Raw genomic sequence first — 18,306 nt, 5'->3', positions numbered from 1 at the left:
ACTGGAACATCTAGTATTATGATACTTTTTTGAGAATGTTATGTATCGCCTCGTCATTCACTTCCACACCACGCAATCGTTGCCCAGAAGTGAATGACCAGATTCATGAAGAGGTGGAAAAAAGGAGTTACGCTTTCGTTCTCTGCGAATCGAGAAACGGGGAGATGAACCACCATCCTAAAATAGGTGATATGCCAACGGCAAGCATCAGCCAGGTTATGGCGGTCTCGGAATGATTGAAAGGTAGAACAAGCATATACGCTGCAAGACCAATCAATCGCCCGAACGTCAGACCTCCTTCTCTAAGCACAACGAATTCTTCTCTCTCCGTCGCACTTTCCTCGGTCTGACCGATCAGATCGAATACGCGAGAGGTCATTGGAATGATGTACAAGGGCATGAATAGCGATGTGCCCACGCCGAATAGAAGAAGCGTCGTATACGTAACGCCTTGGAACAAGGGGAGAATGACAACGCCAAGCATAATGACTCCCACGAGCATTGCCCACTTGCGCCCGCCTTTCTTCAACCATCTGCCTACGAGCCAGAAGCTGAGCAACGCGACGAACGAAGTGATGAGCGAATACATGCCCAGCTTGCTCTCATCCTTGGTCGCCGTATACACCGTCAGACCGACGAGGAACATGAACACACCCTCCCTGATCCCTTGCGCCGCGATGGCAGGCAGCATTCGCCGCCAGGGATTGCCCTTCTGCTTCAATTGCATCCAGCCATGCTTCCAATTGTAAGCTCCGTCTCCCTGCCGCTTCTTCAGGAAGAAGCTGAGCGAGACACTTACCGCGAATATGGCAAGCGAGATGGTGAAGATGAGCCGGTAACCCTTTACCCCTTGCATTGATGTAATCACGAGACCCGAAGTCCAAGGGGCGACAATACCGGCAGCCGCTCCCAGCAATCCGGCCCAGCCGTTGAATCGATCCCGCGTATCCGGCTCCGTAATTTCGAAGTAGACGACATTGTAGGCAAGCCAAAACAATCCCCCGGCCATTCCGCTCAATATGCCTAAGGGAACGATCCAGCTTGATGCAGCATCTTCCAGGAGCAGCACTGCACAATAGAATAAGCCTGACAACGCTATGCCAGCGCGCAGGCTATTCATCTTGTTATATTCTTTCACCCACTTGCCCGCCAGCCAAAACGTCAAACCGCCTACGACGTATTGCGCTAGCGTAAACCAGCCAATAACAGAATACGACTGGCTTGCTTTCCACAAATAAACAGGAAGAAAAGTACCGGACAGGGCATTCGCCACCCCGTATAGCGCCTGTACAATGAGTAGTAGAACAGCTTGTTTCTCCAGAATTCTTGCCAAAACGTCACCTCCTGATCCACCGCTTCAGCGGTATGCGAAATACGTTTTGTCAAGTAACATGCCCTGAAGAGAAAGCATTCATCCCCTCTACTAATCCGCGAGTTTCTTCAGCATGTGGAGCCGCTCCTCCAGCGCCAGCTGCGAAGTTGCTTGATGACAGGCTGGACATATATACCACTTCACATGGAAAGGATTGGGCAATAGCGGCTGACCTGTCGCTTCCGGCACGAATGGCTGGAAGTGAGCCCCTCCCATCGTCTGGGTTCCTGCTTCCAGCATATACTCCCGGCAAGACGGGCATTCCGGCGCTTCGTCCTGTTCGTCGATGATGCGCTGCATAACGCTTCCTGCTGCTAGCATGCTTCGGCTCGTTCGGGTATAGCCTTCTTCGTTTTCCAACCACGCTTCATCAGACCCGTCGCCATTGTTGATGTCGTCATCTTCCGCCTGATTATCAAGATCCATCTCGAGCGACCTGTAGCCTCCCAGTTCGTTCTCGCAATGCGGGCAATGGGATTCCGGCCCGAGCTCCTCGTCCCATACGATTTCCGTTGCACACCATGGACATAATTGTCGATCTTCCATTTATCCGCTTCCTTTCTTCTGCATAGCTTTAACTTCTATCCATTGAATACCATATACAACACGCCGAAGGCGAAAAACAGGATCGCCACAACGAGTAAAATTCTCCACAAATACTCCATACTTGCCCCTCCCAGCTGCATCATCGCATTATATCATTACGCTGGCTCCAATGACATAAGACAAGGCAATGGAAATAACCATCGCAATGAACCCCACAGCACGGTTATCTTTGGCGATCTCCTCATCAATCCGGAATACGGGTGTGAGGAACTCGAACAAGAAATACGCGATCAACAAAATGACGAAACCGTATGCACCCCAAATCAGAAACTGGTAAATGGAATCATTCGCTTCGATGGAGAAACGAAAGATGTTGCATATGCCGAAAATTTTGCCGCCGGTCGCCATCGCCACGGAAACATTGCCCCGCTTAATCTCTCCCCAGCACTTATACTTGGTGACAAGCTCAAATAAGGAAAGGAATACAATAAGCGATAGCACCGCAACTGACACATAGACAATAGTGGCAGCGTAAGGATTCGTCAGCAGCATATCGATATCTGTATCCAAGCTTCATTCCCCTCTCTATGTTCAGATCTACTTCAATTCAGCGACGGTAACACCTATGCCGCCTTCCCCGTAGTTCCCGCTGCGGAAGCTCTTCACATGACTGTGCTTGCGTAAATACTGCTGGATGCCGGAGCGTAGAACACCCGTTCCTTTGCCATGAATCAAATACACCTGCCCCATCCCGGCAAGGAATGACTCGTCCAGGAAGCGGTCAACCTCCATAATCGCCTCTTCCAGACTTTCACCGCGCAGATCGAGCTCCATCTTCACATCGTCGCCGCGCGTACGCTTCAGGCTCGCTGCATTCTTCACGGGGGCGGGAGCGGTCGACTGCTTCGCCTTCATGAGCTCCATATCTTCCAGGGCAACCTTCATCTTCAATATGCCTAGCTGCACAGTCGCTTCCGAGCTATGCATCTCCACGATGAAGCCCTTCTGATTCAAGCTAAGCACCTTCACCTCGTCCCCCACCTCGAGCTTCTCCTGCTTGCCTGAGGTTGACACGCTTCGCTTGCGTACAGGCTCCTTCGGCGCGGCCTCTTCCAGCTTGCGGCGGGCTTCGATCAGCTTGTGCTCTTTAATGGACGCGCCTTCCGCCAGCGCCTGCTTCCTGAGATCCGCGATGATCGCCTCGGCTTCCGCCTTCGCCTTCGCAAGCACCTGGCGAGCCTCATCCTTCGACTTCTCAAGCAGCTTATCCTTCTGTTCCTGGAACCGTTCGCGCTCGGCCTTGAGCTTCGCTCTCAGTTCCTCCATCTCGCGCCGCAGTTCCTCCGCGGTCTGACGCTCTAATTCCGCGCTCAGACGATTCTCCTCCAGTGAGGCGATCATGCTCTCGATCCGCTGATCCTCCTCGCTCACTTCGCCAGCGGCCCGTTCGATGATGGATCGATGCAATCCCAGACGCTCGGCAATGGCGAATGCGTTGCTTCGTCCCGGTACGCCTACGAGCAAGCGATAGGTCGGACTTAATGTTGCTACATCGAATTCCATGCTGGCGTTAATGACGCCCTTGCGGTTATACGCATATGCCTTCAACTCGCTATAATGCGTCGTCGCGACGATGCGGCAGCCCTTGGAGTGTACATGCTCCAGAATAGCAATTGCCAGCGCGGATCCCTCCGCCGGATCGGTGCCGGCCCCAAGCTCGTCCAGCAGGACGAGACTCTTGGAGGTCATCTCTCCCAGAATGGATATAATGTTCGTCAGATGGCTGGAGAACGTACTCAAGCTTTGCTCAATGCTCTGCTCATCCCCGATATCGGCATAGATGGCATCGAATACACATAGCTGGCTGCCTTCCTCCACCGGCACGAACAAGCCTGACATGGCCATCAAGCTAAGCAGCCCGATCGTCTTGAGGGTTACCGTCTTGCCGCCCGTGTTCGGACCGGTCACAATAATACTGCTGTACGAATTGCCGAGCTCAATATCGAGCGGAACGACCTTCGCTTGTTCAATAAGCGGATGACGGCCACGCTTCAGCTTGATGAAGCCCCTGTCGTTCATACGTGGACGGGAAGCTTTCATCGAATGCGCCAATCTCGCCTTGGCGAAAGTGAAGTCGAGCTGACCCAATATGTCGGAGTTGATCAACAGATCGTCTGCGCAATCCGCGACTGCCGCAGTAAGCATCTGCAAAATCTTCTCGATCTCTCTTATCTCGGACGCCTTCAGCTCTCGCAGCTTGTTGTTCATGGCCACGATCGCTTCCGGCTCGATGAACAACGTCGCGCCTGAGCCTGACTGGTCATGAATGATGCCGCCGAAGCTGGAGCGGTATTCCGCTTTCACAGGAATGACGAAACGATCGCCGCGCAGTGTCACGATAGCGTCTTGCAGCATCTTCTGGACCGAAGAGGAACGGATCATTGCCTCCAGCTTCTCCCTGATGCGGGACTCTCCGGAACGGAGCTCGCGGCGGATGGAGGCAAGCTCCATACTGGCGCTGTCGAGCACTTCCGCCTCTTCGCCGATACAGGAGAATATCTGATCCTCCAATGATTTGTGCTCCTGCACATGATCCGCGAGGCCTCTGAGCAGCGGTATGGGATGTCCTTCATGAATAGCCATAATATGCTTCTTGACGCGGCGTCCTCCTCTGGAGGTGGAGCCGACGCTCAGCAGCTCCGACGGATTCAGAGTGCCGCCGATCTTCGATCGATGCAGCGCAGAGCGTATATCGGATACTCCGCCGAACGGCGCGCTACCCTTCAACCGATCCGCCGCATACGCCTCATCGGTCGCTTGCAGCATTTCGTTCACATTGTCCAGCTCGCTGATCGGTTGAAGCTCCAATGCAGCGGCTTTGCCTAGCGATGTGGCGGCATGCTGAGCTAATTTATCTATAATTTTGCTATATTCCAACGTTTTCAATATCTTTCCATTCAAGCGTAACACTCCTCTCGCCATTATATTATAGCCGATGACTGAACCCGTTGCACGGGCGGAAATCGTTTAGAGCATCGACAAGCATAATTTATGTCATTACGGTCACACTATTAGTGCATGAACCGCACATGAAAGTTCCTTCGTGCAGTAACTATAAAGTCATATATCCACCAAATTCAAAGGAGGAATACTATAATGACGTTCTTGGGACATGTTGTCCGATTTATTGTTTCGGCATTGGTTTTAATGGTTGTTGGCTGGATAGTTCCTCAATTTAGTGTCGGCGGATTCTGGAGCGCGCTGTTCCTCGCACTGGTCATTGCTGTCCTTGGCTGGATTGTTGAGGCCATATTCGGCAAGAAAGTGACTCCGTTCGGCAGGGGCATCGTCGGCTTCCTAGCAAGTGCAGCCGTCATCTGGGTGGCACAGTTCATCGTTGGCGGCGTGGATGTCTCCTGGCTGGGCGCCATTCTGGCGGCGCTGGCTATCGGGATTATCGATCTGTTCATTCCCGTCAGCACGCCATATGAAGCAGGCAGAAGCCGCAACGACTAGATACAGCATACTTATTCGGAGAACCGCTGTAAGCAATGAGCGTTAGCGCCAGCGTAACGAGACAGAACTAAGAAGCCTTCAAGGCGAATCATGTCCCTTCATTAATGAGCATAAATGACCTCTCCAGCCCATGCTTCCGTCGCTAACGGACATGGGCCATTCTTTTTTTCAACATACTGTCATGATGTTGTCACATCGTTGCCATAAGTCATGTATAAAGCTGTGAGATTCTTCGCTACAATGAGTATGAATAGTCCTTACAGCTATTTATTGACAGGAAGGAGAATCTGTATAATGAAGAAATGGGTCGTATTTATTTCAATCTTGAGCATTGCGCTCGTAGTCGCTGCATGCGGCGCCAACTCCGGCGGTAATAAGCCTGCCAGCGGTACTGCAGAAGGCGGAAAGGGCGAAGTGAATTCTGCGCCGGCTAGCTCCGGTTCCGGTCTGGTCATTACAGCATCGAACTGGGAATTTGATCAAGAAGAGTACAAAATTAAAGCTGGTGAGCCGATTGATTTGACATTCAAATCCATTGAAGGCGTACACGGCATGGGCATTTTGAAAACGGATTACACAAACATAGGCATGGACGAAACCGTCTCCGTCAAAATTGACGAGCCCGGCACATACAACATCATTTGCTCTGTCTCATGCGGCGTTGGCCATGCAAAAATGCGGGCGAAGCTTATCGTAGAATAGCAGAAATTTAAGAGTCAGGTTGACCTAATTAAGGCGCTGTAGAGAAAGTAAACCACTTTCCTTGCAGCGCCTTATTTTTGTTTCTTAGTCGTCTGGATGTTGTCCGATAATTAGGCGATTATCAACGGGTGCGTAACTGGAGGATACTGGTCAGCTTCGTAGGTTGCTTCGAAAGGGGAGTGGAGCGGGTTCAGAAGCAATGTACGGAGGGGCATGGTGGCGTAAGGTGTTGGAATAACGTAGGCGTGTATGGTGGATGGATGATAAGATACTTGATTGGATTTAGTAACTTTTCTAGTATGGACTTTGATGAGCTCGGACTCACTTTGATGGAACTACAGGCTTGGATCAGCTTGGACTCACTTTGATGGAACTACAGGCTTGGATCAGCTCGGACTCACTTTGATGGGTTTGGACTTGGACACACTTTGATGGAAATGATAAGCTTGGTGCTCGCAACAACTGGATTTTCTGTATTTATTTCTTCCTTTCTCGCGGTTGTGCGACCTTCCAAATGGATTTCTTGCTATTATTTTCATTCATTTCAGCTCATATCGATCAATACTGCTTAAATAAATGTACAATTTCCATTTAAGTTGTACGTCTACGCCATCTCAGTTTGAAATAATGACATGAAATCCATTTAAGGGGTGTCCCTAATCGTCGATTATCGACTTTTGGGACACCCCTCCATTTCAACTGCTAGTCTGATGTTATTATTCCTGACTCATCGTTGCTCAGCTCTGCTCAATCAGCTCTATCCATTCGTTGAACTCCGTCTGAAGCTTCGAATATTCCTTCTTCAACTTGCGATGCTCGTCGAGCAACTCGGCCAGCTCTTGCTCGACGCGCTCCTTCTGACGGGCAGCCTCTTGCTGTTCATGCTGGAGATCCTCCAACTTCTCTTGCCAACTTTGCTCAAGATCAGTAGCGGATGCCGCTTCTTGCATCGCCAGTTCCAGACGTTCGCGCAATTCATCCTCCTGCGCTGTCAATGCCAGCTGTGCTTGCTTCAAGCGTCTCGCTTCTTCTGCTGCTTCTTGAGCTGTGAGCTTCTGCTCTTCCAACTCCTTGACCAACTGTTCTTCACGTTCCATCATGGATGCCAGCTGACCCGATGCCAACCGCTCTCGGGCGGCTGTCAATTCCAGTTGACCGATTAAATCCTCTTCCTTCTCTTGCTGCGCGGACAGTTGCTTCTGCCAATCCTGTTCCGCCGTCTTCAGCTCCAACAGCTTCTGCTTGTAGTCGGCCAGTTCTTTCGCATGTTGGTGAAGACCTTCCCGGCCGGCATCCAACTGCCCTTCCAGTTCCTCAATTTTCGCTGTAAGCTTCGAGACCTCCCGCTGGTGGTCGTGGGAAAGCAGATGTTGCTTCTCTTCCAGAGTCGCTTGCCATTGCTTTCGCTGCTCGGTCAGCTCAGCTTCTGCAGTAGCCAGCAGCTCCTCAAGCTGCCCGTCCAGCTCTACCTGGGCCGCGCGCTCCAACTCCGCACGCTGCTCGCTCAGCTTCGCCTCCGACGCGCGCTCCAGCTCCGCACGCTGCTCGCTCAGCTTCGCCTCCGACGCGCGCTCCAGCTCCGCACGCTGCTCGCTCAGCTTCGCGCGCTGCTCGCTCAGCTTCGCCTCGGCCGCGCGCTCCAGCTCCGCGCGCTGCTCGCTCAGCTTCGCCTCCGACGCGCGCTCCAGCTCCGCACGCTGCTCGCCAAGCTTCGCCTCCGACGCGCGCTCCAGCTCCGCACGCTGCTCGCCCAGCTTCGCTGCCGCCGCGCGCTCCAGCTCCGCACGCTGCTCGCTCAGCTCTTGCGCAGACCTGCCTTCCAGCTCCTTGTAATCGATCTGCAGCTGCAGATACAACTCCTCGTATTCGCTGCATTTATGTACAAGCTGCTCAATCCGCTCATTATGCTTCACTGCCGTATCAGCAAGCTGCTTCATATCATCCTTCGCGGATCGAAGCTGCTCCTGTTGCTCTTCCCGTTCCTGCTCTAATTGTGCAATCGTGCCTCTAAGCGACTCTTCCTGCTCCATCGCCGTTACCAGCTGCTCTTCGGCAAGCGCAATCCGATGCTCCAATGCCGACTTGTCAGCTGTGTGTGCCTCTTCCTGCTCCGCCAGCTTCGCGCGAAGCGCAGCAAGCTCTCCCTCCAGCTCCACAATCCGTTCCTTGCACTGCTCCTTCTCCTGTACAGCCGCAGCATAATTGGATTCAAGCGAGCTGAATTCCAATGTATTCTTATCGATAGCTGCCTGCAATTCCGACTTCTCCCGCTCCAACTGGGCTACGTTCTCCCGAAGCTTATCCCGTTCCTGAAGCCAATTGCTTCTTCTGCGCTCCAGATCCTCCTTGAAGCCGGCTTCCTTCTTCAGCAGCTCCTTATTGTAACGTTCTTCCCTTTGCTGCACCTGGAGATCGGCCGCTGTTCGCTTTTCTTCTTCGGCCTGCTTCCACTGCTGCTCTCTTTGCCCCCACTTTTGCTGCCACTCTTCATGAATCCGCGACTTCTCCGACTCTATCGCTTTCGCATGCTCTTCCTCCTGCTGCCTGCGTTCATCGGCCATACTCGCAAGGGCTTTCTCCTTCTCCTCAGTAAGCTGGGCAATGATTGAATCCTTCTCGCTCGCCTGCTTCGCAAGTTCGGTTTCCAGCTTGCCCTTCAGACCCACTAATTCCGTCTTTTTCTCCATCGCAAGCTTTTGGGTCAATCTTTCAATCGCTTGATTTTTCTCCTGCTCCTGCTCCTTCAGCTTTGCGTCCCGAGCCTGCAGCTCCGCTGCTGCCTTCTCGCTTTGCTGCTTCAGACGCTCCTCCAGGTCGGCCTTCACCTTGGCAAGCTCCTGCTCGGCCGCCTTCGCCAGCTCCGCCTGTTTTTCCTTCGCTTGCTGCTCCACACGGTTTGCATTGACTTGCAATTGCTCGATACGAATTTTTTCTTTGTCCAATTGCTCTTGAAGGGCATGCATTCGAGCTTCCTCTTCTTGCAATTGAGCGTTATCGCGCCTGAGCCTGAACACTTCTTCCGTAATTTGAACAGCAGACAGCACTGCCAGCTTTTGCGTATCCAACATAGGATAACTCTTGGCTAGCTTTCGCATGCTATCGTCGATCGAGGTCGCCACTTTCTTCATATAGTCCGCATTAGAATGACCTTTAATCTTATATTGAATACCATATATATCAACAGTTACAACCACTTGATCAGCTTCCATTCGCTGTCCCTCCCAATCTTCAAGCCGAAAACGCCTTATCCCGTAGCTTATCAATGAAAGCTACCAGTTAAATGCGTTGTCAATGCGCCTGTCAGCAGGCAATCACAGTCAATTTCGATGCAGAAAAAGCCGCATCGGCGTTCACTAGGAACTTATTCGATGCGGCTTAGGAGGTTTCCTGCTTATTTGCGCAATTCCGCTCCAAAAGATTGTTCCAATATTTGCACAATCTTCCCGTGCCGTTCCGTTACCTCTTCATCGGTCAAAGTCCGCTCCTCATGGCGATAGACGAGCGATATCGCAATGCTCTTCTTGCCTGCGCCAAGACGGTCTCCCGTATACACGTCAAATACAGATACCGACTCCAGCAGCTCTCCCGCCGCTTGCCTAGCGCTATCAGTCAGACTCGCAGCCGGTACCGCCTCATCGACTACGACGGCAATGTCACGTTGCATGGATGGATAACGCGGCAGTAGCTTGTAGACAATCTCTCTATCTGCCATCTCGAATACATGCTCCAGATCAAGCTCCAGCAAATACGTATCCGCCAGATCGAATTCAAGCTGCAGCTCCGGATGAAGCTGGCCTACGTAGCCAATGCATGACTTTCCATTCTCCGTATTCAGCATAACAGCTGCCGTTCTGCCTGGATGGAAGCCTTCCGGAGCCGCGGCTTCGTAGGAGACGTCAGCCGTCATTCCCAATACATGGAACACCGTTTCCAATATGCCCTTGGCGTCAAAGAAATCATAAGCTTCAGATTTGCTGTTCCATTGCTTGCTTCCCTTGTACCCCGTCAGCATGGCTGCGAAGCGGCTCCGTTCGTCAGGCTGGCGGGTAATCGTCTCTTCATCCGTATGATATACGCTGCCGATTTCGAACAGCGCAAGCGACTCGTTTTTGCGATTGCGGTTATACGTTGCCGTATCGAGCAGACCGGCGATCAGCGTTGTCCGCAGTACGCTCCGCTCCTCGCTCATCGGCATTGCCAGCCGCACGGGCACTGTATTTTCGCACAGCGCCGGGAACAGTGCCGTTCTGGCCGGGCTTGTGAATGAATAGTTGATGACTTCGTTCATGCCGGCACTGGTTAACCGATTGCGGAGCTCGCGGCGAATGCTTTGCGATTTCGTCAGAGCACCGGGAATAACCTCGCCCAGAATAGGCGTCGTCGGGATATTGTCGTAGCCATAGAGACGGGCGATCTCCTCGATTACATCCACATCACGCGTAATATCGCCGCGTCTTGTCGGCACCTGCACCTGGAAGACGTCAGCAACAGACAGCTCATACGGGAATTGCAAGCGGCCCAGAATCGTTCGCACCTCCAGACTGGAGAGGTCCGTTCCCAGATAAGCATTCAATTTCTCCAGCGACAAGGCAACTGGCTCTACCTTTGCTTGAGGCACTGCCGCTTCCGCAATGCCGTCTGTCACGAGACCGTCCGCCAGCTCGGCGATTAACGCCGCGGCACGGTTCAGAGCAGGGATGACTCTGCCAGGATCTACTTCCTTCTCGAAGCGCATGCTGGACTCCGAACGAAGTCCCAGCTGGCGCGACGTTTTGCGGATAGTGCCACCGTCGAACTTTGCGGATTCCAGCAAAATATTAACCGTCGATTCGCTTACCTCCGTGCTTGCCCCGCCCATCACGCCTGCAAGCCCGATCGGTGAGGACTCATCGGCAATGACGAGCATATGAGACTCAAGCTTGCGCTCTTGATCGTCCAGTGTCACAAGCGTCTCGCCTTCTTGCGCTAGCCGTACGACAATACGTCCTCCCGGAATGCGATCCGCATCGAAGGCATGCAACGGCTGACCATATTCCAGCATCACGAAATTCGTAACGTCGACGACATTGTTGATGGGTCGAATACCGGCTGCCATCAACCGATTACGAAGCCATTGCGGCGACGGACCGATCTTCACCCCTTTAATATAGCGCGCGGAGTAATGGGAACAATGTTCTGTCTCCAGAACGGTGACGGATACATGATCCGCAGTGTGTTCCGCTGCAGCATGCACATACGTCTCGGGCAGCTTGACCTCGCGGCCCGTCAGTGCGGCTACTTCATAAGCCGTTCCGATCATGCTCAAGCAATCGGAACGGTTCGGCGTCAGATCCAGCTCCAGCACTTCATCGTTCAGCCCAAGCACCGCTTCAATCGGCGTACCGATCACCGTCGCTTCCGGCAGGACGAGAATGCCTTCCTGCTGCTCCTTCGGCAGTAGCTTGTCATTCATACCCAGTTCCTTCGCGGAGCAGATCATGCCTTGCGATTCCACCCCGCGAAGCTTGGCGCGCTTGATCTTGAAGTCGCCGGGAAGCTTGGCGCCGACGACAGCAACGGGAACGAGCTGGCCGGCATCCACGTTTTTGGCGCCGCACACGATTTGCAGAAGCTCTTCTCCGCCAACGTCCACTTTGCACACATTCAATTTGTCCGCATCGGGATGCTTCTCCTTCTCCTTCACCAGGCCGACGACCACGCCCGTTACGCCCTTATTGAGCTTCTCCACGACATCAATCTCGATGCCGCCACGCGTCATGCGCTCTGCCAGCTCCTCCGCCGGCAGTCCGTTCAAATCGATATATTCATTCAACCATGAATAGGATACCTTCATCTCATCTCTTCCCTTCTCTCGTTACTTGCGTGCGAACTGGCTCAGGAATCTCAGATCGTTGCTGTAGAAATGGCGTATATCGTCGATGCCGTACTTCAGCAACGCAATCCGCTCGATGCCCATGCCGAAGGCGAAGCCGGTCACTTCCTCCGGATCGTAGCCGCCCATCTCCAATACGCGAGGATGAACCATGCCGCAGCCAAGTATTTCGATCCAACCCGTACCCTTGCACATCCGGCAGCCGTGTCCACCGCACTGGGCGCAGCTTACATCCACTTCCGCGCTTGGCTCCGTGAACGGGAAGAAGCTTGGACGCAGACGAATTTGCGTGCCTGCTCCGAACATTTCCTGAGCGAATTGCAGCAACGTACCCTTCAGGTCACTCATGCGAATGTTGCGGCCTATGACCAGACCTTCGACCTGGTTGAACTGGAAGGAATGCGTCGCATCGTCGTCATCTCTGCGATACACCTTGCCCGGGCAGATGACGCGGATCGGCGTCGTGCCCTTCGCCGCTTCCATCGATCTGATCTGAACAGGAGAAGTCTGTGTCCGCATCAGAATATCTTCCGTAATGTAGAAGGAATCCTGCATATCGCGAGCGGGATGGTTGTGCGGCAAGTTCAGCGCCTCGAAATTGTAGTAATCCGTCTCCACCTCAGGCCCTTCTGCAATGGAATACCCCATCCCGATGAAGATATCCTCGATCTCCTGCGCTACCTTATTGAGTGGATGCACCGCGCCTTGCGGTAACCCCTTGCCAGGCAGCGTCACATCGATCGTCTCTGCGCGCAGCCGCTGCTCCGTCTCTTCCTTGATGAATGCTTGAGTCTTCTCTTCGATAACCGTTTCAATCGAGCCGCGCACCTCGTTGGCTACGCCCCCGATAACGGGACGCTCCTCCGCGCTAAGGCCGCCCATGCCGCGCAATATTTCCGTCAATGCCCCTTTCTTGCCCAGATACTTCACCCGCAGATCATTCAGCGCCGCTTGCGATCCCACGCCTTGCAGCTCCTGCAGCGCCTCCGTACGGAGCGCTTCCAGTCTTTCCTTCATCATCATCGCCTCCATTAGTCGATTCCCAAGCTTCTGCCAATAAAAAAAGGCCCTTCCTCCCCGAAGGGACGGAAGAACCGTGGTACCACCCTGATTCAGATCGCCTCAACATGCCGCCGGCAATCCCTCAACCCCGATAACGGCGGGAAGCCGTGCCGCCCTACCAAGCAGAATCCGCAATTAGGCGGTTCATGCCCTTCAGGCACAAGCTCCGGAGCGAACTTCGGCAGCCGATCCTCGCGAGCACGCTCTCAATCTACGGCGCCCTCTCCCTGTGCGTTCGCACTGCTTACTCTTCTCCATCTAAGCCCATCAACATCATTTGGAAACATTAATCTATATTATATGCAATCGGTTGGCGAGTTGCAACATTCGTTTTACAGAAGATGCGCACCTAAGGTCATACCAACTCATGGGGAGAGGCGCGTTCAGCGCCCCCCCTCACAACTTAAGGAACGAGCAACGATTGCGCATCGCGCAGCAAATATGCGGCAGCCTCAGCGGCTATATGCTTCCCGCTCTGTGCCTCTACTGCATGGATGAAAGCTTCCAGATTGCCATTCTTCAGCTTCTGGGAAAGGCTATTCCATATGCCTTGGTTGTCAATCCATCCCTCCTGAGTGAATTGCATGAGAAGGGCTTCTAAGCTCTCCACACTTGCCGCCGTATGAAACGTAACGGACTGACTCGCCGTATTGCCTGCGTGGTCACTCGCCGTCACGGTGAATGCATGGGCGCCCAACGGCAGCGTGTATAGAGGAATGGCAGCGTCGGGATCGATCACCGTCCCATCCAGTGTTACCGTCGTTACGCTCTCATCGACACCTGAGCTGTCGTCCGTCATCTGGAACGTCGGCAGCAGGTTGTACGATGTCAGATAGCTGACATCTTCGACAGGTTCAGCAATTTCAATCTGCGGCGCTGTCGTGTCTTCGGCCATCTCCAATACGATGTAGTCCAGATTCAGCGCCCCACTTGTATTCTCCATCGTAATGGTATGTGTGCCCGGCTCCAGATAGAAGAGCAGGTCTTCGCCTTGTACAGTCTGAAGCAGAGCGTTCCTCCGGTCATTCCACCCCGGCGTAGTCGGGAAGTGGAACAGATGCGCGTCGCCATCATCGATCCGGAACTCCCGGACCGAATTGTAGACGCGAGTAGCATAACGAAGCATGATGCGGTAATACCCGCCCTGCGTCACGTTCGCTTCCCACTTCAGGACATGTCCCTTACTGTCCCAGCCATAGAAGGCATCGCCCTGCGGATGATTCGTCGTATGCGATCCATTCTTGAACGCAATTGTTACGTTGCCACCGTTCTCGTATACGAAGTCTTCCGCCTCTACCAATTGACCGCTAAGCGGAGAATCGATGATCGCGAGCTTGCCTGGCGAAGGCGCCGGACCTTGCTGCGGGAAGCCCATCGGCACGGTGACCGGAAGCGGCAGCGAGCCGAATTCTGCCTCATCACCTGCCAGATAAATCTTGCCCGGTTCTGCTGTAAACGTTAGAACGCCATCGGAATAACTAGACGCTACAGGCGCCCATTCGTTCACATCCTTCAGTGCCAATTCATATACGCCATATGATGCAGGCAGTCCGTTAATCGAGAGCTGTACCGTCTGCCCGCCGTCGTAATCCACACGCAGAGCACTCTGCGACAAGCGGGTCAACTGAACGGTTCCCGCTGCGGACAATGACACCGTCCAGTCCGTACCCGCTGCATGCGAGCCGTTCACAACCGCAAGCGCCTGATCCTGCCCGGATACCTCCCGCCGGAAGGCGACCTCGCCATCCGAAGTCAGCGCGCCTGCCTGCTTCATGCCGGCTGTCATCCCCGCAAGCAAGATATCCTTCACCGTACCGGATGCGGAAGCAATCTCTGCGGCATAAGCATCACCAGGAGTGGACCCCGTCTGCTGAACAGCAAGAGGCGTTATCGTGCGCTGCTCATCTGCTGCGCGATACGGCTCCAGCACGTTATAGAACAACGTATCCTCCCGCAGATCCCTTCTGCCGATCAGCAGCTGATTATTATGCTGGCCGTTTTTGGACAAGCCCGCTCCTTTAATCACCTCTGTCTCTCCGGCTCCAAGCATCGTCGTCCTGAACTTCCGATCGTCGCCCAGGTCCCAATGCGTGCTCCATACGCCCTGCGCCATGCCCTTCGACAACTGCTTGATATGCTTGTAGCCCATCGTGCTGCCCAGCGTCTCCTCGGGAGGAAGCGCTTGCAGAGCGACGCTGCTCTGCTCCAGCTGGCCGTTGATCGTCAGCGGATAATCGTACCGGTGAGAGACGCCGCTACTCGTACTCTCCGCCTTGAATACGTCGATGATGTAATCGTCGATTTGCGCTACTGTTCGCTCCAGTTCAACGCCTTGATCGGCATATACATTGCTGTTGCCCGCTTGAATCAGCTTGAGTACCGGACCGATCGATATCGCCTTCGCTTCTCCTCGAGATGTGCGGTCCGGCGCATCCGCCACCCATTCATCGTCGTTGTCCGTATACGGATATTGCGACTTCTCGTCAACGACGACAGTATTATGGGCGATCGTATGCTTGGCATACTCCTTCTGCCCCATCGATCCGTATGTGTATCTTCCGGGATCGGACAGAATCTCCTTCCCTAGTCCGAAGAGCACGATGCCCAGCTTATCTCCATGGGAATGTCCGATCGTGCCGAACCGGTTCCATTGCATCGCCAGATTGGTAGAGTGCTGATAATCGCCCTCTGAACGCAATATCGCCGATCCGCTGTCTTGGAAGACGGAGCTGCCCAATTTGTTATAGCCCTGCTTGTTGAACTGCCCGTTGCCGATAGAGAAGCTGGCCCCAGCCGGAAGCTCCGGCTGCGCTGCGAATATGCTGAAGTAGTCGTGCACTCCGCCGCCAGCGCGAGTCGGACCGAAGGCTTGCGACAGCAGCCAGCCGTACTTGGGGTCGCCATAGTGCGTGTAACCGTACTCATAAGCATACTTCGGCAATAAGCTGGTGTGATCGGAGTCTCCGAATACGGGACGGGACAAGTCCGGGAACATGAAGTACAACGGGAAGTCCAGCAGCTCCTTGATGCTCTTGCCCTCGACCTCGACCGGCCGCCCTTCGATATGCCTCGGCGCATCCCTGCCGATGTATTCGATATCTCTTGTACCGCTTAACAAGTAACCGTACAGATCATAATTGCTGTTATGAGCCGCTTCGGCCAGCAGCACCGTATTATCGGTTCGCTCTTCATGATAGCCGATAGACTGCTCCCACCAGTTGCTGTCGTCATTGATGCCATTCAGCCAATTGTACTTCAGACCGTACCCGTCGCGATCGAATGCCTCGTTCAGCATCGCCTGATCCCGCAGCAGGAAGCCAACCGTAGCAATAGCCCAATTATTCATGCCTTGACCGTTCATCCTGCCTCTCCAGGTTGTCTTCAGACGCGCTACCGCTTCGCGGAAATAGTCGTCTTCGATCTGCTGCTTCTCAGCCGCGCTTAATCCGGCGCTGTTATAGATGAAATCGTATGCCCATGCGAGCGGAACGACCATATAGCCGTCGTCTTTGGTCTGGTTGAAAATAAAATCATGATTCCGGTAATAATCCGCATACAGCAGCAAGATGTGCTTGGCGGTCGCGGCATACCGCTCGTCATCGGTCAGCACATAGGCGAATGAGAGCAGTCTCGCCGCATCCGCGGCAGTCCGATGACCGCTATTGTTCTTAGGCAGCGGCTCCGCCATGCTCCCGTAAGTGACGATGGCGTCTTCCGCATTGGCGATAAGCATGTTGTATGTCATCTGCAGCCATGGATACTGGGTCATCTGCTGCTTAACGGCGTCGATGTCGCTCTGTGTGGCGAACAGATAAGGATGCTGCGGAAGCGGCGCTTGCTCATCGATGACAGGCAAGATGGAGTAAGCGGCCGCAGAGACCACTGCCGACTCGTTGCCGTCTCCATCAACAAGCGACACAGCATAGTAAGGCTTTATATATTGCGCCACCTGCCCGTCAATGACATATTGAAGCGTCGCGGGGTCAATAGGCGAATGAGGCATAATCTGTGTCGCCTCCGCCTTGTTCTGCTCCGTAATCGGTTCGCCGCTTGCATACAATTTAATCGCATCGGCTCTCTGATCGGCGGTTAATGTCCAGGCCAGCTGCACTTCCCGGTTGATCGTACGTATCGCTTGCAGCGACTGTGCAGGCTGAACGGCAGGCAATGTCTGCGGGATCACAACGCTGACCTCATCGGACTCCAACAGAGCTGCGCCTCCCCCTCTGTCCATCACAATTTTGTAATAATATTGCTGATTGGATGCCACTGTCCTATCGATGTAGGCATTGGCTGAAGTAACGGCGATTCTGTTGCCGGCATTCGGAAGAAATTCGCTTGTTGTGCTGCGATGCACAGTATACGTCACAGGATCATTGGAGAGAAGCAGCGAAGTCCAGTGCAAAGCGACAGATCCCGTATTCTTCAGGGATGCGTCGAAGCTAAGAAAGCCTAGATCGGGATACTGCTCCGTATTGAAAACCATTAGATCGTCAAACCATACTTGTCCATGCGCACGGAACATGACCGCATCTACCCATACCTTTGCCGTGTTCGCTGGCGTTGTGAACACACTGTTGTATTGGCTCCAATCTGTGCTTCCTGTTACTTTGCCGACAATATAGTTAGGACCAGTCTTCACATTAGCCGCATCCAGGAACTGTATCCGGACATGCGCATCGCCTGCCGGATCGACGTCACCGGTCTTTATCCAGTAGGAGAGCGCATAGCTCGTCTCCGATTCGACCGCTACAGTTTGCGAGAGAACGGTAGTCCCCTTAATCGTTGCGGAAATATGTGCCGATTGTTGACCATTCTTGGCTTCATCACTCGCAATGCCCGTCACCGCATCTCCCGCGCTCGTCCATGACTTCCATGAGGGGATGCTCCCGTCAGCCGCAAGCGGCTGCTCGAAGCCGGGATTCTGCAATAAATTGATCACTCCGCTCATCGTATCTACTAACGCTTCCTGTCCTGCATCTCCGTTGGCATCCGCTTGCGGAGTCAGAATCAGGGAAGAGCATACCAGACTGAATACCAATAACACAGCTATTGCTTGTTTCCAGCTCTTATGGGCGGATACAGTGTTCCGCCAGATTGACATCACTCTCATCAAATCTCTACTCTCCTTCAGCCTTCATGGCTATAATAATGATCTGACAGGATACAAGCACTCAGATTGCCCTTCTGCAATTTCCGGGACAGCCGCTTTCATTCCCCCATGCAGCAGTCAAGC

At 53.5% G+C, this 18,306-nt stretch carries 10 protein-coding genes; 2 read left to right on the top strand and 8 right to left on the bottom strand.

From position 1 onward, the window contains the following. Positions 1–127 precede the first annotated feature (127 nt). From ACFQ2I_RS18660 to ACFQ2I_RS18645, 4 genes are all read right to left on the bottom strand, one after another. Complete coding sequence (locus tag ACFQ2I_RS18660; RefSeq protein WP_377566892.1) at positions 128–1,333, bottom strand: MFS transporter; 1,206 nt, start codon at positions 1,331–1,333, stop codon at positions 128–130. A gap of 90 nt (positions 1,334–1,423) precedes the next feature. Continuing rightward, entirely contained in the window at positions 1,424–1,918 is a 495-nt protein-coding gene (locus ACFQ2I_RS18655; protein WP_377566890.1) for a hypothetical protein, read from the bottom strand. Positions 1,919–2,065: 147 nt separating this feature from the next. Continuing rightward, positions 2,066–2,470 (bottom strand): DUF350 domain-containing protein, encoded by a 405-nt coding sequence (locus tag ACFQ2I_RS18650; RefSeq protein WP_377566996.1) that lies wholly within the window; start codon positions 2,468–2,470, stop codon positions 2,066–2,068. A 45-nt stretch (positions 2,471–2,515) separates the two neighbouring features. Beyond that, the gene (locus ACFQ2I_RS18645; RefSeq protein WP_377566888.1) at positions 2,516–4,879 is read right to left on the bottom strand and encodes an endonuclease MutS2; all 2,364 of its coding nucleotides are present in this window, start codon (positions 4,877–4,879) and stop codon (positions 2,516–2,518) included. Between the two features lie 195 nt (positions 4,880–5,074). On the opposite strand from ACFQ2I_RS18645, the gene ACFQ2I_RS18640 reads away from it, so the two are divergent. Continuing rightward, positions 5,075–5,434, top strand: a complete 360-nt coding sequence (locus ACFQ2I_RS18640; RefSeq protein ID WP_377566886.1) for a phage holin family protein — start codon at positions 5,075–5,077, stop codon at positions 5,432–5,434. Positions 5,435–5,728: 294 nt separating this feature from the next. Continuing rightward, on the top strand, positions 5,729–6,136 hold the full coding sequence (locus ACFQ2I_RS18635; RefSeq protein ID WP_377566884.1) for a hypothetical protein: 408 nt from the start codon (positions 5,729–5,731) through the stop codon (positions 6,134–6,136). Positions 6,137–6,873: 737 nt separating this feature from the next. Here the strand turns inward: ACFQ2I_RS18635 and zapA are convergent. From zapA to ACFQ2I_RS18615, 4 genes are all read right to left on the bottom strand, one after another. Next, the gene (zapA, locus tag ACFQ2I_RS18630; protein WP_377566882.1) at positions 6,874–9,345 is read right to left on the bottom strand and encodes a cell division protein ZapA; all 2,472 of its coding nucleotides are present in this window, start codon (positions 9,343–9,345) and stop codon (positions 6,874–6,876) included. Between the two features lie 182 nt (positions 9,346–9,527). Continuing rightward, complete coding sequence (gene pheT, locus ACFQ2I_RS18625; RefSeq protein WP_377566880.1) at positions 9,528–11,969, bottom strand: phenylalanine--tRNA ligase subunit beta; 2,442 nt, start codon at positions 11,967–11,969, stop codon at positions 9,528–9,530. Between the two features lie 21 nt (positions 11,970–11,990). Further along, entirely contained in the window at positions 11,991–13,025 is a 1,035-nt protein-coding gene (gene pheS, locus ACFQ2I_RS18620) for a phenylalanine--tRNA ligase subunit alpha (RefSeq protein ID WP_377566878.1), read from the bottom strand. Positions 13,026–13,473: 448 nt separating this feature from the next. Next, positions 13,474–18,183: a heparinase II/III domain-containing protein gene (locus tag ACFQ2I_RS18615; RefSeq protein WP_377566876.1), complete on the bottom strand. Its 4,710-nt coding sequence runs from the start codon at positions 18,181–18,183 to the stop codon at positions 13,474–13,476. Between the last annotated feature and the right edge of the window lie 123 nt (positions 18,184–18,306).

This window comes from Paenibacillus chungangensis, assembly GCF_042675905.1.
Taxonomy (GTDB): Bacteria; Bacillota; Bacilli; order Paenibacillales; family Paenibacillaceae; genus Pristimantibacillus; species Pristimantibacillus chungangensis.
This window is presented reverse-complemented; position numbering and strand designations above follow the sequence as displayed.

Coding starts and splice junctions, on each gene's coding strand:
- ACFQ2I_RS18655 (WP_377566890.1), bottom strand. CDS start 1,918: ATGGAAGATCGACAATTATGTCCATGGTGTGCAACGGAAATCGTATGG.
- ACFQ2I_RS18650 (WP_377566996.1), bottom strand. CDS start 2,470: ATGCTGCTGACGAATCCTTACGCTGCCACTATTGTCTATGTGTCAGTT.
- ACFQ2I_RS18640 (WP_377566886.1), top strand. CDS start 5,075: ATGACGTTCTTGGGACATGTTGTCCGATTTATTGTTTCGGCATTGGTT.
- ACFQ2I_RS18635 (WP_377566884.1), top strand. CDS start 5,729: ATGAAGAAATGGGTCGTATTTATTTCAATCTTGAGCATTGCGCTCGTA.
- zapA (WP_377566882.1), bottom strand. CDS start 9,345: ATGGAAGCTGATCAAGTGGTTGTAACTGTTGATATATATGGTATTCAA.
- pheT (WP_377566880.1), bottom strand. CDS start 11,969: ATGAAGGTATCCTATTCATGGTTGAATGAATATATCGATTTGAACGGA.
- pheS (WP_377566878.1), bottom strand. CDS start 13,025: ATGAAGGAAAGACTGGAAGCGCTCCGTACGGAGGCGCTGCAGGAGCTG.
- ACFQ2I_RS18615 (WP_377566876.1), bottom strand. CDS start 18,183: ATGAGAGTGATGTCAATCTGGCGGAACACTGTATCCGCCCATAAGAGC.